This is a genomic window from Pseudomonas sp. PDM21 (genome assembly GCF_014852505.2).
Taxonomy (GTDB): domain Bacteria; phylum Pseudomonadota; class Gammaproteobacteria; order Pseudomonadales; family Pseudomonadaceae; genus Pseudomonas.
Genome location: NZ_CM181223.1, coordinates 4,122,596 through 4,136,635, shown reverse-complemented (window position 1 = coordinate 4,136,635; position 14,040 = coordinate 4,122,596). Strand labels below are relative to the sequence as shown.

The following is a 14,040-nucleotide window of genomic DNA, read 5'->3' as shown; positions in this document are numbered from 1 at the left end:
ACAAGAAAAAAGAAAGGTTGCGTGCGATGAAGAAGAGTCTCTCCGCCTGGCTGCTGGCAGCCTGTTGCGCGGTGCCCGCGGCGTTTGCCGGTGGCAGCGTGGATGTCCTGGCGCAGCCCGCCGTGCATGGTCCGCAGGCCCTGCGTGCGGTGCTGCAGGATGTGGCCCGCGCTGGCGAGCGTCTGGTGGCAGTGGGGGAGCGTGGCGTGGTGCTGCTCTCCGACGACAACGGCACTACCTGGCGCCAGGCCACGGCGGTGCCGGTGAGCGCCGGCCTGACTGCCGTACAGTTCATCGATGCGCAGAGTGGCTGGGCCATCGGCCACGCCGGCGTGGTGCTGCACAGCGAGGATGGCGGCGAGCACTGGACCCTGCAACTCGACGGCAAGCGTGGTGCTGTCCTGGAACAGCAGGCCGCCGAGGCTTCCGGAGACGCTGCGCGCGTCGCCGCTGCGCAAAGGTTGGTGGCCGACGGCGCCGACAAACCGCTGCTGGCGCTGAGCTTCGCTGATACCCATCACGGTTTGGTGGTCGGCGCTTACGGCGTGGCGCTGAGCACTGCCGATGGCGGTCGTAGCTGGCAGTCCGAGATGGGCCGGCTGCCGAACCAGCGCGGTCTTCACCTGTACGCCCTGGCACGCGCCGGCAGTGACCTGTACGTCGCTGGCGAGCAAGGCCTGTTGCTGCGTTCGCGCGATGACGGCGCCCACTTCGATGCCCTGCAAAGCCCCTACGACGGCAGCTACTTCGCCGCCGCCGTGCTGCCCGGTGGGCGCCTGCTGGTGGGCGGCCTGCGCGGCACCCTGTTGGCTTCCGACGATGCCGGCGAAAGCTTCCAGCCGCTGGCCAATCCGATTCCCGCATCGCTCAACGGCATCCGCGTCACTGGCGGCCAGCTGCTGCTCGCCAACCAGGCCGGGATGCTGCTGCGCAGCGGCCTGGATGCCTTCGCCGCGCAGCCGCTGCCGGTCTTCGACGGCCTGCCGCTGACCGCTGCCACCAGCGCTGCCGACGGTGCCATCGTCGCCGTCGGCATGGCCGGTGCGCGCCGCCTGGCGCCTTCTTCCCAACCCCTTCGCGCGGACTGAGCCATGCACGCCACGACTTCCCCTGCGCCGTCCAGCGGCCGCCTCGACGACTTCGACAGTGCTTCCGGCTCGCTGCTGGAGCGCGCGCTGTTCAACCACCGCGCCCTGGTCCTGCTGCTGTGCCTGGCGGCGACCCTGCTGCTGGGCTGGCAGGCCACCCGCCTGACGCTCAACGCCAGCTTCGAGAAGATGATTCCGCGCGAGCACCCGTTCATTCACAACTACCTGGAGCACCGCCAGGAGCTGGCCGGGTTGGGCAACGCCGTGCGCATCGCCGTGGCCAACCCGCGCGGCAGCCTCTACGACAAGGACTACCTGCACAGCCTGCAGCAGCTCAACGATGCGGTTTACCTGCTGCCCGGCGTCGACCGTGCGGCGATGAAGTCGCTGTGGACACCCTCGACCCGCTGGACCGGTGTGACCGAGGACGGCCTGGAAGGCGGCCCGGTGATTCCAGACGGCTACGATGGTGGCGTCGCCAAACTCGAAGAACTCAAGCGCAACGTCGAGCGCTCCAACGAGATCGGCCAGCTGGTGGCCTTCGACCAGCGCTCGAGCATCGTCTACGTGCCGCTGCTGGAGAAGACCCCGGACGGTCAGGCGCTGGACTACACGGCCTTCGCCCATGAGCTGGAAAGCCTGCGCGCGCGCTTCCAGGGGCAGGGCGTGGACATCCACATCACCGGCTTCGCCAAGGTGGTGGGCGACCTGATCGACGGCCTGAAGCAGATCCTGCTGTTCTTCGCCGCCGCCATCGCCATCACCGCCGCGGTGCTCTATTGGTACACCCGCTGCGTGCGCAGCACCGCGCTGGTGGTGATCTGCTCGCTGGTCGCGGTGGTCTGGCAACTCGGCCTGCTGCCGCTGCTGGGCTACGAGCTGGACCCATACTCGGTGCTGGTGCCGTTCCTGGTGTTCGCCATCGGCATGAGCCACGGCGCGCAGAAGATGAACGGCATCATGCAGGACATCGGCCGTGGCATGCATCGCCTGGTGGCGGCGCGCTTCACCTTCCGCCGGCTGTTCCTCGCCGGGCTCACCGCGCTGCTGTGCGACGCCGTGGGTTTCGCCGTGCTGATGATCATCCGTATCCAGGTGATCCAGGACCTGGCGGTGATCGCCAGCCTGGGCGTGGCGGTGCTGATCTTCACCAACCTGATCCTGCTGCCGGTGCTGCTCTCTTACGTGGGCGTCAGTGCCCGCGCAGCGCGGCGCAGCCTGCGCGCCGAGGAGGCCGAGGCGAGCGGGGCGGACAAGCACGCCATGTGGCGCTTCCTCGACCTGTTCACCCGTCGCCGCTGGGCCGCCGCGTGCATCGCCGTGGCCGCGCTGATGGCCGCTGGCGGCTATGCCGTGAGCCTGCACCTGAAGGTCGGCGACCTCGACGCCGGCGCTCCCGAGCTGCGCCCGGATTCGCGCTACAACCGTGACAACGCCTTCGTCACCCGGCACTACGGCGCCAGTAGCGACGTCTTCGCGGTGATGGTGCAGACCCCGGCCGGCGCCTGCTCGGCCTACGACACCCTCAAGCGTGTCGATGACCTCGACTGGCAACTGCGCGGCCTGCCGGGCGTGGATTCGACCAACTCGCTGGCGCTGCTCAACCGCCGGGTGCTGGTCGGCCTCTCCGAGGGTAGCCCGAAGTGGTACGAGCTGGTGAACAACCAGGCGACCCTGAACATGGTCACCGCCAACGCCCCGCGCGGGCTGTACAACGACGACTGCAGCCTGCTGACGCTCTACGCCTACCTCACCGACCACAAGGCCGACACCCTGGCGCGGGTGGTCGATAGCGTGCAGGCCTTTGCCCACGACAACGACAGCGAGCAGGCGAAGTTCCTCCTCGCTGCCGGCAGCGCCGGCATCGAAGCAGCCACCAACCAGGTGGTGAAACAGGCCAACCGCGACATGCTCTGGTGGGTCTACGGCGCGGTGATCCTCCTCTGCCTGGTGACCTTCCGCTCCTGGCGCGCGGTGCTTTGCGCAGTGCTGCCGCTGGTGCTCACCTCGATCCTCTGCGAGGCGCTGATGGTGGCGCTGGGCATCGGCGTGAAGGTCGCGACCCTGCCGGTGATCGCCCTGGGCGTGGGCATCGGCGTGGACTACGCGCTCTACGTCATGAGCATCGTGCTGGCACAGCTGCGCCAGGGCGCCAGCCTGTCCGAGGCGTATTACCGCGCGCTGCTGTTCACCGGCAAGGTGGTGATGCTCACCGGCGTGACCCTGGCCATCGGCGTCGGCACCTGGATCTTCTCGCCCATCAAGTTCCAGGCCGACATGGGCGTGCTGCTGGCCTTCATGTTCGTCTGGAACATGGTCGGCGCGCTGATCCTGCTGCCGGCGCTGGCGTATTTCCTCCTGCCGCAGCGCCAGGCACGGGTGGAGGCGCAACCCACCGTGGCGGCGCACCACCTGCAGGAAGTCCACCACGACCGCGACTGCTGCCAGCAGCACGCCGCCACGCCCCTGGCTTGCAGCCAGGCGCGCTGAGTCCACACAACGAAAACAAGAGGACGACCCCATGCCCTGCCTGAAGACCCTGTGGCGCGAGCTGCGCGCCGGCCTGATCCAGTACGGCGCCACCCATTGCCTGCTGGTGGAGGTGCCCCATGAGCGCTGATCGCCGCGCGGGTGGCGCGCAAGCGCTGTTGCTGCTGTTCGGCAGCTGCCTGCCGGTGCTTGGCGCGGTGCTCATCGCGCCGGTGCTGCCACGCATGCAGGCGCACTTTGCCGAGACTCCCGGCGCCGCCGTGCTGGTGCCGGTGGCGCTGACCCTGCCGGCGCTGGTAATCGCCTTCCTCGCGCCGCTGGCCGGGGTGCTGGCCGACCGCGTGGGACGGCGCTCCCTGCTGCTCGCCAGCATGCTGCTGTACAGCCTCTGCGGCGTGCTGCCGCTGTGGCTGGATTCGCTCGGCCTGATCGTCGCCAGCCGCGCCGGCATCGGCCTGGCGGAAGCCGGGATCATGACCTGCTGCACCACGCTGATGGGCGACTACTTCGACGGCCAGCGCCGTGAGCGCCTGTTCGCCCTGCAGATGGTTGCCACCTCGCTGTCCGCCGCGCTGTTCATGGGCCTGGGCGGCGCGCTGGGGGAGAGCAGCTGGCGCACCCCGTTCGTGCTCTATGCCGTGGGCGTGCTGTGCCTGCCGCTGATGGCCGCCTTGCTCTGGGAGCCGCAGGCACACCGCGTCGAGCATGCGCCAACCAGCGCCTCGCGATTCCCCTGGGCGGCGCTGGCGCCGCTGTACCTGCTCACCGGGCTGGCCGGCGTCAGCCTGTTCATCGTGCCGGTGCAGGCGGGCTACCTGCTGCAACTGCTGCACGTCGACGGCCCGCAGCAGATCGGCCTGACCATGGGCGCCAACCAGCTCGGCGTGCTGGCCGGTGCGCTGACCTTCCGTCTGCTCGCCGGGTTGCCGGCGCGTCGCCTGCTGGCGCTGGGCTTCGCTACGGCGGGCCTGGGAGGCTGGCTGATGGCGCTGTCGTCCAGCCATGCTCCCGTGGTCCTCGCCGTGCTGTTGAACGGGTTGGGCGTGGGCCTGCTGCTGCCGACGCTGATCACCCAGGTGATGCAGCAGGTCGGCTTCGACCAGCGCGGTCGCGCCACCGGTGGCTTCACCGCGTCGATCTTCGCCGGCGAATTCGTCAGCCCGTTGCTGGTGCTGGCGCTCACCGGCGGCATCGCCACCCAGCTGCCGCATGCGCTGCTGCTGGTGGCGCTGGCCCAGCTTGCACTGGCTCCGCTGTGCCTGGTGCTGCTGGGGCGGCAGATCAAGGCTCAGGCACTGGCCTGATCACGACAACAAGAACGAGGACATGACCGTGAGCTACTTGCGCAACACCTGGTACGCCGCTGCCTGGGACACCGAGGTCGAGGCCGGGCAACTGTTCCCGCGCACCCTGCTGGACGAGCCCGTGCTGCTCTATCGCGACAGCCAGGGCATCGCCCGGGCCATCGGCAACCGCTGCCCGCATCGCTTCGCACCGCTGCACATGGGTTGCCTGAAGGGCGACGAGGTGCAGTGCGCCTACCACGGCCTGCGCTTCGACAGCAGCGGGGCCTGCACCCACAACCCCCACGGCGACGGTGTCATCCCCCGGGCGGCCAAGGTCAGGGCCTATCCCCTGGTGGAGCGCCACAGCCTGCTGTGGATCTGGATGGGCGAGCCGGCGCTGGCCGATCCGCAGCGTATTCCCGACTTCAGCTGCATGGACGCCGGGCACTGGTTCGTCGGCAAGGGCTACCTGCATGCCAAGGCCAACTACGTGCTGGAAACCGACAACATCATGGACCTCAGCCACGTCGAGTTCCTGCACCCCGCGACCCTCGGCGGCGAAGGTGTGAAGAGCGCGATCACCAGCGTCGAGCAGGAGGGCGACAGCGTCTGGTCGAACCGCCAGACCGTGGCCGAGATCATGCCGGACTTCCTCTACCAGGCGATGAACATCCCCCACGGCACCCCGGTGGACCGCTGGATCGATGTGCGCTGGGACGCCCCCGCCAACATGCTGCTGTACGCCGGCGCGGTGCCCACCGGGCGGCCGCGCAGCGAAGGGGTGAACACCCCGATCCCGCACCTGTTCACGCCGGAAACCGGCAAGACCACCCACTACTGGTTTGCCATGTGCTTCCCCAAAGCCATGGGCCCGATGGGCGAGCAACTGGCCCGCGAACAGGTCGAGGCGATTCGCCGGCCATTCGCCACCGAAGACCTGCCGATGCTCGAAGCGCAACAGGAAATGATGGGCGACGCCGAGTTCTGGTCGCTCAAGCCGGTGCTGCTGGTCGGCGATGCCGGTGCGATCCGTGCCCGTCGCGTGCTCGACCGGCTGATCGCCGAAGAGCGCACGGCTGCCGAAGTAGCGAAGGAGGCCGGCCATGCTTGAGGTCCGCGTCAGCCGCCGCCAGCACGAGGCGCAGGACATCCTCGGCTTCGAGCTGCGCTCGCTGGACGGCGCCAGCCTGCCGCCGTTCAGCGCCGGTTCGCATATCGACGTGCACCTGCCCAACGGGCTGGTGCGCCAGTACTCGCTGTGCAACGACCCGCGCGAGCACGACCGCTACCAGATCGGGGTGCTTCTCGACCCGGCCTCACGCGGTGGTTCGCGCTGCCTGCACGAGGCGGTGGAAGAGGGCACGCGGCTGCGCATCAGCGAACCGCGCAACCTCTTTCCGCTGGCCCATGAAGCCGGCCGCAGCCTGCTGTTCGCCGGCGGCATCGGCATCACGCCGATCCTCTGCATGGCCGAACGACTCGCGCAGAGCGGCGCCGCTTTCGAGCTGCACTACTGCTGCCGCTCGGCCGACCGCGCGGCGTTCCTCGAGCGCCTGAGCCGGTCGAGCTTCGCCGACCAGGTGCAGCTGCATTTTGACGACGGCCCCGCCGGGCAGCGCCTGGATGCTGCGCGCCTGCTGGCAGCGCCGGCGGACGGCACACACCTCTACGTCTGCGGGCCCGGCGGTTTCATGGCCCATGTGCTGGACAGTGCGCGCCAGGCCGGCTGGGACGAGTCGCGCCTGCACCGGGAGTACTTCGCGGCGGCGCCCGAGCCCGAGGCCGCCAGCGGTAGCTTCGAGGTGCAACTGGCGAGCAGTGGGCAGTGCTTCCTGATTCCTCCTGAGCGCAGCGTCGCCGACGTACTGCTGGAGTGCGGCGTGGACATCCCGTTGTCCTGCGAGCAGGGCATCTGCGGCACCTGCGTGACCCGCGTGCTGGCCGGCGAGCCGGAGCACCGCGACCTGTTCATGACCGATGCCGAACACGCCCGCAACGACCAGTTCACACCCTGCTGCTCGCGCTCGAAGAGCCCGCGCCTGGTACTCGATCTCTGAGGAGCCACCGATGATTCCCAGCCCCATCGCCACTTTCGACCCCGCTGCGCCCACCGGCCAGCCCGATTTCCCGCAGGACCGCTGGTACGTCGCCGGCTTCGCCTGGGAGCTCGCCGACAAGCCCCTGGCGCGCACGCTGCTCGGGCAGCCGCTGGTGCTGTTCCGCACAGCCGACGGCAGTGTCGCCGCACTGGAGGACCGTTGCTGCCACCGAGCGTTACCGTTGTCACTCGGCACCCTCGAGCAGGACGGTCTGCGCTGCGGTTACCACGGCCTGCTGTTCGGCGCCGATGGCCGCTGCCTGGAGATTCCCGGCCAGGCCAAGGTGCCCGGCAAGGCGCTGGTGAAGGCCTTCGTCCTGCGCGAGCGTGACCAGATTCTCTGGCTCTGGCATGGCAGCGGCGCCCCCGACCGGGAACCACCGGCCTACCCGCACCACGACAGCGGCCAGTACCGTTTCGGCGGTGACGTCTACCACTACGCGGCGCCTTGGCAGCTCATCCACGACAATCTGCTCGACCTCAGCCACCTGGGCTACGTGCACCTGCGTACCATCGGCGGCAACGCGCGCATCCACATGAACGCGCAGATGCAGGTCAGCGGCGATGAGCAGTCGGTACGGGTGGTGCGCCACATGCTCGACTCCGAGCCGCCACCCACCTACCGCGACGCCTACCCGTTCACGGGGCGCATCGACCGCTGGCAGGAGATCGAATTCCAGCCGTCGCACCTGTGCATCTGGACCGGCGCGGTGGATGCCGGCAGCGAGCCCATCGATACGCCCGAGCGGGGTGGCTTCCACCTGCGCGGCTTCCATGGCGTTACCCCGGAGACGAAAGAGACCTGTCACTACTTCTGGACCCAGGCGACCAATCCCCAGGCCGACCCGGAAGAGAACCTGAGCCGGGTGCTGGAGCAGACGCGCCTGACCTTCGACGAGGACAAGCAGGTGATCGAGGCGCAGTACGCTAACCTGCTGCGCTTCGGCGAACGGCCTATGGTCGACATCCATGTCGATGCCGGCGCCAACCGCGCCCGGCGAATCATTGCCAGTCTGCTGGCGGGCCAGGCATGAGCTCGCTGTTTTCCCTGGCCGGCAAGACTGCTCTGGTCACCGGCGCCACTCGCGGCATCGGCCTGGCCGTCGCCCGTGAATACGGCCTTGCCGGCGCGCGTCTGGTGATCAGCAGTGAGAGTGCCGAGGACTGTGCGCGAGCGTTGCAGTCGCTGGCGGAGGAGGGCATCGACGTGATCGCCGTACCCGCCGACCTGCGTGACGCTCATGCCGTGCAGGCACTGGCGCAGCGGGCTCTGGAACATCTCGGCCAGCTCGATGCGCTGGTCTGTAATGCCGGCGTCGCGCCGCACCTGGGGCCGCTCGGCACGGCCAGCGATGCCGACTGGGAGCTGACCTTCACCGTCAACCTGCGCAGCGCGCTGTGGCTGACCAGCGCCTTGCTCCCGGCCATGGCCGACGGTGGCGGCGGCAGCGTGGTGCTGATGGCCAGCATCGCCGGCGTGCGCGGCAACAAGAGCCTGGGCCTTTACGGGTTGTCCAAGGCCGGGCTGGCGCAGCTGGCGCGCAACCTGGCGGTGGAGTGGGGCCCGGCGAACATCCGCGTCAACGCCATCAGCCCCGGCGTGATTCACACCGAATTCGCCCGTCCGCTCACCGACAACCCCGACGTCCTGCAGCGCCGCCTGGCGCTCACGCCGCTGCGCCGGGTCGGCCGGCCCGAGGAAGTGGCGGCCCTGGCACTGCTGCTGGCCGCCCCGGGTGGCGCCTTCATCAGCGGACAGAATCTCATCGTCGACGGTGGCACGACCATCGGTGACGGCAATTGAAAGGAGACAGCATGCAACAGCTTCCCACCTTCAAACGTGTGGTCACCGGCCACGATGCCCAGGGCCAGGCGGTGGTCGCCAGCTGCGGCCCGACGCCGAACAACTTCCCGCTCAAGGCGGTGCCCGGGACCCTGTTCTACGAGGTGTGGAACAGCCTCGGCAGTCCCGCGCCGCTGGACAACGGCGACGACCCCACCGCGCAGCCGCTGCAGCTCAGCCCCGGGCCGCTGGGCAGCGTCATCCGCGTGGTGGATATCCCGCCGGACAGCGTGCAGAACCAGGTCAGCGCCGAAGACGCCGCAGCGGTCTTCGCCGAAATCGGCGAATCCCATGCCGGCACCGGCAAGGCCGACTCGAAGCACAAGCTGATGCACCGCACCCAGACCCTGGACTACGGCATCGTCACCGAAGGTGAGGTCTGGCTGGTGCTGGATGACGGCGAGGTGCACCTCAAGCGCGGTGACATCGTGGTGCAGCGCGGCACTAATCACGCTTGGAGCAATCGCACCGAAGCGATGGCGCGGATGGTCTTCATTCTTCTCGATGGCCGTTACGCGGCTGACTTGAAGGAGCTGCTGCCATGAAGTTCGCCACCCTCGACGACGGCAGCCGCGATGGCCGCCTGCTGGTAGTCTCCCGCGACCTGACGCGGGCGGTGGATGCCAGCGGTATCGCCGCCACCCTGCAGGCCGCTCTGGACAACTGGGAGCTGCTGGAGTCCGACCTGCAGAGGCTGTACCAGCGGCTCAACGCCAACGCCGTCGCCGGCGCCTTCGACCTCGACCCGGCGCAACTCGCCGCGCCGCTGCCACGCGCCTGGCAATGGCTGGACGGCTCCTGCTTCCTCAGCCACGGCGAGCTGATGCAGAAGGCCTTCAACCTGGAACCTATCGAAGGCGTCGAGCGCATTCCGCTGATCTACCAGGGTGCTGGCGACGACTTCCTCGGTCCCCGCGCGGATATCCCGCTGCCCAGCGAAGCCCACGGCATCGACTTCGAAGGCGAGTTCGCCGTGCTGCTCGGCGCGGTGCCCATGGGCTGTCCGGCGGAGCAGGCGTTGCAGCATGTGCGCCTGGTGCTGCAGCTCAACGATGTCAGCCTGCGCGCGCTGGCGCCTCGCGAGATGAAGACCGGCTTCGGCTTCCTCCAGGCCAAGCCGGCATCCAGCTTCGCCCCGGTGGCAGTGACCCCGGACGAGCTGGGCCATTCTTGGCGCGACGGCCGCGTGCATCTGCCGTTGAAGGTGGAATGGAACGGCGAATGGTTCGGCCATCCCCATGGCGGCGCCATGCACTTCGGCTTCCATGAGCTGATCGCCCATGCCGCCCTGACGCGGCGCCTGAGCGCCGGCACGCTGATCGGTTCGGGCACCGTGTCCAACGCCGATCGCTCGGTAGGCTCGGCCTGCATCGCCGAGCGCCGCGCCATCGAAACCATCGCCCACGGGGCACCGCGTACCGCCTTCATGCACTTCGGCGACCGTGTGCGCATGGAAGCGTGCGGCAGCGAAGGCGAGGTGCTCTTCGGCGCCATCGACCAGCGCGTGGTGCAAGGGGGCTGGCCATGCGCGTGATGGTCAGCGGGGCCAATGGCTTCGTCGGCCGCCTGCTGGTGCGTCGCCTGCTGGAAGTGGGCGAGCTGCGCGGCAGGCGGATCGGAGCCTTGCTGTTGCTGGACCAGAAACTCGACGGCCTGCCTGACGATTCGCGCCTGCGCCGGCATTACGGCAGCGTCACCGATCCGGCCTTGCTGCGCCGTGTGCTGGCCGATGGTGTCGACGTGGTGTTCCACCTGGTGAGCGTGCCCGGCGGTGCCGCCGAAGCGCAGTACGAACTGGGTTACCAGGTCAATCTGCAGGCCAGCCTGGAGCTGCTGCACCAGCTGCGCAATCCCGCGCGGCCGCCGGTGCTGGTGTATGCCAGCAGCGTGGCGGTCTACGGCGGCGAGCTGCCGGCGCGGATGGACGAGGAACAGCCGGCGGCGCCGCAGCTGTCCTACGCGGCGCACAAGCGCATGGTGGAGATTGCCCTGCAGGACCTGTCCCGTCGCGGCGAAGTCGACGGGCGCGCGCTGCGCCTGCCCGGCATAGTCGCCCGGCCGCGCGAGCCCAACGGGCTGCGCTCGGCCTTCATGAGCGACCTGCTGCACGCCTGTGCGGCGGGGGACAGCTACACCTGCCCGGTGTCGCCGCAGGCCAGCGCCTGGTGGATGTCGGCCCGCTGCTGCGTGGACAACCTGCTGCACGCCGCCGAACTCAGGGAGCCCGGCAGCCAGCGGGTATGGCAGCTGCCGGTGCTGCAGCTGTCCATCGCCCAGGTGCTTGCCGGGCTTGCCGCCTGTTTTGGCGAGGCCAGCTGCGAGCGCATCGCCTTCGAACCCGATCCGCAACTGGAGGCGCTGTTCGGCGCCTATCCGCCACTGCGCACACCGCAGGCCCGCGAGCTGGGCTTCTGCCACGACGGCACGGTGGCCGGCCTGCTGCGCAACGCCCTCGACCTTCCGCCGCGTCGCAGCCGCGCCGCCGCCCGCAAAGGAATTTCCGCATGAGCCTGAACCAACGCCGCCTGCTGGACCTGTCCGTGACCCTGGACAACAACCCCTACACCGACCCGCCGCCCTTGCTGCCGAAGATCGACTACATGGACCACCAGCAGGGCTGGCCGGAAATGGCCGCGATGTTCCCCGGCCTGCGCAAGGAAGACCTGCCCGGCGACGAGTCCTGGGCGGCGGAGCGCCTGCAGATCACCACCCACAGCGGCACCCACATGGACGCGCCGTGGCACTACGCGTCCACCACCGACGGTGGCAAACCGGCTTTCGGCATCGACGAGCTGCCGCTGGAGTGGTGCCTGCAGCCGGGCGTGAAGCTGGACTTCCGTCACTTCCCGGACGGCCATGTGGTGACTGCCGCCGAGGTCGAGGCCGAACTGGCGCGCATCGGCCATGCTCTGCAGCCGCTGGACATCGTGCTGGTGAACACCCGCGCCGGCAGCCTGTTCGGCCAGCCGGGCTACCTCGAAGCCGGCGTCGGCATGGGCCGCGAGGCAACGCTTTACCTTCTGGAGCGCGGCGTGCGGGTGGTGGGCACTGATGCCTGGAGCTGGGACGCGCCATTCAAGTACACCCGCGAGCGCTTCGCCGCCTCGGGTGACGCGTCGATCATCTGGGAAGGCCACAAGGCCGGGCGCGACATCGGCTACGGGCAGATGGAGAAACTCGCCAACCTCGAGCAACTGCCTGACCACGGCTTCCTGGTCAGCTGCTTCCCCTACAAGATCCGCCACGCCTCCGCCGGTTTCGTGCGCGCCGTGGCGATCCTGGAGCCCCTGCCAGCCGTGGGCTGAACGACCCTTTGTCGCCTCGCTTAGAGCGGCGCCATGCAACGTCTTTACTGGCACAGAGAACCTGTCGTTCAGCGAGGCGCGCGCGATGAACAGCCAAGAGGTGGCCCCCGAGACCCGGGGCGTGACGGTGGAGCTGTTGTCCTCGGTCGACCTCGGCCCGGAGATCGAGGGCATGGCCGGCCGGCAATTGCGGATGCGCCGGGTGACCATCGCGCCCGGCGGCGTCTTCGGGCCGTTGCATGACCACGTGGACCGCCCCGGCACGGTGTTCATCCTGCAGGGCACCATCACCGACCATCGCGACGGAATCGCCACCGACTACGGACCGGGCGTCGGCTGGCCCGAGGACCACACCACCACGCACTGGCTGGAGAACCGCGGCAGCGTGACCGCCGTGGAGATTTCGGTCGACATCGTCTGGCTGGGTTAGTCCCGGCCGGACGCGTTGCTTCGATCACCACTTGCAAGCGCTCAGTCAATGGCATGAACGAGGGACGACGAGCCGTGCTCGCCGATCAGGAGGGAGGCGATGGACAAAGCCGAGAAGGGCACCTGGCAGCGGGTGCTGGAACCGATCGACCGTATCACCGAAGTGATTTTCGGCCTGCTGATGGCCATGACCTTCATCGGCTCGCTGAGCGTGGCGACCTCGGGGCGGGAGGAGGTGCGGACCATGCTGATCGCCGCGCTGGGCTGCAACCTCGCCTGGGGCCTGGCCGATGCCGTGATCTTCCTGATGCGCACCTGGACCGAACGCACTCGCAGCCGCACGCTGCTGGAGCGCCTGCAGGGCGGTACCGAGCCGCGGGCCGGGCAGAGCCTCATCGCCGCCGAACTGCCACCGCGCATCGCCACGGCGGCGGGTGCGGAAGGGTTGGAAGTGCTGCGCCTGCGGCTGCTGGGCAGCGCCGGCACGCCCATCGAGGCGCGGATCGGCTGGGCAGACATCAAGGGCGCTCTAGCAACCTTCCTGCTGGTGGTGCTGGCGACCTTCCCGCTGGTCATCCCCTTCCTGCTGATCGACCAGACCGGCCCGGCCATCCGCGCTTCCAATGCGGTGGCGCTGGTGATGCTGTTCATCTCCGGCTGGATGCTCGCCCGCTATTCCGGCGGTTCGCCCTGGGCGGGTGGGATTGCATTGGCGGTAGTGGGTACGGCGCTGCTGTTCGCCATCATTGCGCTGGGTGGTTGAGCCCGGTCCAGGTTGAACCCCGGTCGGGTGAAGCGCCCAGCAGCCGCTTGTACCTGCGTCCTGCGTGAGCGCTGGTGGCTCACTGCTCCGAGGGGGCGATCGGAAGGCCGAAGGCTTTCAGGTCGTTGCGCAATTGCCGTGCGCTGGCGAACTGGATGGCCTGCAGGCCCAGGGCCTGCGCCGCCTCCACATTCTTGCGGACGTCATCGATGAACAACGTGCGGGACGGCGCAAGACCATAGCGCCGGATCAGCAGCTGGAAGATCTCCGGTTCGGGTTTCATCCAACCTTCCTGGCCGGAGACCAGTACCGCTTCGAACTTGCCGAGGAACTCGAAACGTTCTTCGGCCACCGGAAAGGTCTCCGCCGACCAGTTGGTCAGCGCCAGTAAGCGTACGCCGCTCTGGTGGAGTTCATCGAGGACCTGCACGGTGTCTTCCAGGGCACCGCCGAGCATCTCGTCCCAACGCTCACGGTAGGCCCGGATATGCGGCTCGTGCGCAGGGTGCAGCGCGATGGCCTCGGCGATCGCTTCGGCCCAGGGCCGCCCGCGGTCCTGGCGTTCGTTCCAGGCCTGGTTGCAGACATGAGCGAGGAAAGTCTCCATCGCCTCTTCGTCGCCATCGAAGACCTTTCGGTAGAGGTAGCGCGGATTCCAATCGACCAGCACGCCGCCAAGATCGAAAACCACTGTGTCCACGCTGGTGCTGTCGTTCTGCACTGGCTGCATCTCCCGAG

The 14,040-nt window shown here is 68.6% G+C and carries 14 protein-coding genes; 13 read left to right on the top strand and 1 reads right to left on the bottom strand.

Annotated elements, in window-relative coordinates:
- Nucleotides 1-26 precede the first annotated feature (26 nt).
- The 13 genes from IB275_RS18830 to IB275_RS18770 all read left to right on the top strand — a co-directional run bounded on the left by IB275_RS18830 (nucleotide 27) and on the right by IB275_RS18770 (nucleotide 13,302).
- A complete protein-coding gene (locus tag IB275_RS18830) occupies nucleotides 27-1,088 on the top strand; it encodes a WD40/YVTN/BNR-like repeat-containing protein (RefSeq protein WP_192294885.1) in 1,062 nt (353 codons plus the stop codon).
- 3 nt (nucleotides 1,089-1,091) lie between these two features.
- Nucleotides 1,092-3,578, top strand: a complete 2,487-nt coding sequence (locus IB275_RS18825) for an efflux RND transporter permease subunit (RefSeq protein WP_192294884.1) — start codon at nucleotides 1,092-1,094, stop codon at nucleotides 3,576-3,578.
- A 119-nt stretch (nucleotides 3,579-3,697) separates the two neighbouring features.
- Entirely contained in the window at nucleotides 3,698-4,882 is a 1,185-nt protein-coding gene (locus tag IB275_RS18820; protein ID WP_192294883.1) for an MFS transporter, read from the top strand.
- A 28-nt stretch (nucleotides 4,883-4,910) separates the two neighbouring features.
- Nucleotides 4,911-5,975 (top strand): Rieske 2Fe-2S domain-containing protein, encoded by a 1,065-nt coding sequence (locus IB275_RS18815; protein ID WP_192295079.1) that lies wholly within the window; start codon nucleotides 4,911-4,913, stop codon nucleotides 5,973-5,975.
- Nucleotides 5,968-6,921, top strand: coding sequence for a PDR/VanB family oxidoreductase (locus IB275_RS18810; protein ID WP_192294882.1), 954 nt, complete (start codon nucleotides 5,968-5,970; stop codon nucleotides 6,919-6,921). The genes IB275_RS18815 and IB275_RS18810 overlap by 8 nt, the downstream gene beginning before the upstream one ends.
- A gap of 10 nt (nucleotides 6,922-6,931) precedes the next feature.
- Nucleotides 6,932-7,996: a Rieske 2Fe-2S domain-containing protein gene (locus IB275_RS18805; protein ID WP_192294881.1), complete on the top strand. Its 1,065-nt coding sequence runs from the start codon at nucleotides 6,932-6,934 to the stop codon at nucleotides 7,994-7,996.
- A complete protein-coding gene (locus IB275_RS18800) occupies nucleotides 7,993-8,766 on the top strand; it encodes an SDR family NAD(P)-dependent oxidoreductase (protein ID WP_192294880.1) in 774 nt (257 codons plus the stop codon). The genes IB275_RS18805 and IB275_RS18800 overlap by 4 nt, the downstream gene beginning before the upstream one ends.
- 11 nt (nucleotides 8,767-8,777) lie before the next feature.
- Nucleotides 8,778-9,350 carry a cupin domain-containing protein gene (locus IB275_RS18795; protein WP_192294879.1) on the top strand — a complete coding sequence of 191 codons (573 nt, stop codon included), beginning with the start codon at nucleotides 8,778-8,780 and terminating at the stop codon, nucleotides 9,348-9,350.
- A complete protein-coding gene (locus IB275_RS18790; RefSeq protein WP_192294878.1) occupies nucleotides 9,347-10,339 on the top strand; it encodes a fumarylacetoacetate hydrolase family protein in 993 nt (330 codons plus the stop codon). Before IB275_RS18795 ends, IB275_RS18790 begins: the two co-directional genes overlap by 4 nt.
- On the top strand, nucleotides 10,330-11,313 hold the full coding sequence (locus tag IB275_RS18785; protein ID WP_192294877.1) for an NAD-dependent epimerase/dehydratase family protein: 984 nt from the start codon (nucleotides 10,330-10,332) through the stop codon (nucleotides 11,311-11,313). The genes IB275_RS18790 and IB275_RS18785 overlap by 10 nt, the downstream gene beginning before the upstream one ends.
- Nucleotides 11,310-12,110: a cyclase family protein gene (locus IB275_RS18780; protein WP_081518472.1), complete on the top strand. Its 801-nt coding sequence runs from the start codon at nucleotides 11,310-11,312 to the stop codon at nucleotides 12,108-12,110. The genes IB275_RS18785 and IB275_RS18780 overlap by 4 nt, the downstream gene beginning before the upstream one ends.
- Nucleotides 12,111-12,195: 85 nt before the next feature.
- Entirely contained in the window at nucleotides 12,196-12,540 is a 345-nt protein-coding gene (locus IB275_RS18775; RefSeq protein ID WP_192294876.1) for a cupin domain-containing protein, read from the top strand.
- 99 nt (nucleotides 12,541-12,639) lie between these two features.
- Complete coding sequence (locus IB275_RS18770) at nucleotides 12,640-13,302, top strand: VIT1/CCC1 transporter family protein (protein ID WP_192294875.1); 663 nt, start codon at nucleotides 12,640-12,642, stop codon at nucleotides 13,300-13,302.
- 79 nt (nucleotides 13,303-13,381) lie between these two features.
- Here IB275_RS18770 and IB275_RS18765 read toward each other — a convergent pair whose 3' ends face one another.
- On the bottom strand, nucleotides 13,382-14,032 hold the full coding sequence (locus IB275_RS18765) for an HAD family hydrolase (protein WP_192294874.1): 651 nt from the start codon (nucleotides 14,030-14,032) through the stop codon (nucleotides 13,382-13,384).
- Between the last annotated feature and the right edge of the window lie 8 nt (nucleotides 14,033-14,040).

Coding starts and splice junctions, on each gene's coding strand:
- IB275_RS18830 (WP_192294885.1), top strand. CDS start 27: ATGAAGAAGAGTCTCTCCGCCTGGCTGCTGGCAGCCTGTTGCGCGGTG.
- IB275_RS18825 (WP_192294884.1), top strand. CDS start 1,092: ATGCACGCCACGACTTCCCCTGCGCCGTCCAGCGGCCGCCTCGACGAC.
- IB275_RS18820 (WP_192294883.1), top strand. CDS start 3,698: ATGAGCGCTGATCGCCGCGCGGGTGGCGCGCAAGCGCTGTTGCTGCTG.
- IB275_RS18810 (WP_192294882.1), top strand. CDS start 5,968: ATGCTTGAGGTCCGCGTCAGCCGCCGCCAGCACGAGGCGCAGGACATC.
- IB275_RS18805 (WP_192294881.1), top strand. CDS start 6,932: ATGATTCCCAGCCCCATCGCCACTTTCGACCCCGCTGCGCCCACCGGC.
- IB275_RS18800 (WP_192294880.1), top strand. CDS start 7,993: ATGAGCTCGCTGTTTTCCCTGGCCGGCAAGACTGCTCTGGTCACCGGC.
- IB275_RS18795 (WP_192294879.1), top strand. CDS start 8,778: ATGCAACAGCTTCCCACCTTCAAACGTGTGGTCACCGGCCACGATGCC.
- IB275_RS18790 (WP_192294878.1), top strand. CDS start 9,347: ATGAAGTTCGCCACCCTCGACGACGGCAGCCGCGATGGCCGCCTGCTG.
- IB275_RS18785 (WP_192294877.1), top strand. CDS start 10,330: ATGCGCGTGATGGTCAGCGGGGCCAATGGCTTCGTCGGCCGCCTGCTG.
- IB275_RS18780 (WP_081518472.1), top strand. CDS start 11,310: ATGAGCCTGAACCAACGCCGCCTGCTGGACCTGTCCGTGACCCTGGAC.
- IB275_RS18775 (WP_192294876.1), top strand. CDS start 12,196: ATGAACAGCCAAGAGGTGGCCCCCGAGACCCGGGGCGTGACGGTGGAG.
- IB275_RS18770 (WP_192294875.1), top strand. CDS start 12,640: ATGGACAAAGCCGAGAAGGGCACCTGGCAGCGGGTGCTGGAACCGATC.
- IB275_RS18765 (WP_192294874.1), bottom strand. CDS start 14,032: ATGCAGCCAGTGCAGAACGACAGCACCAGCGTGGACACAGTGGTTTTC.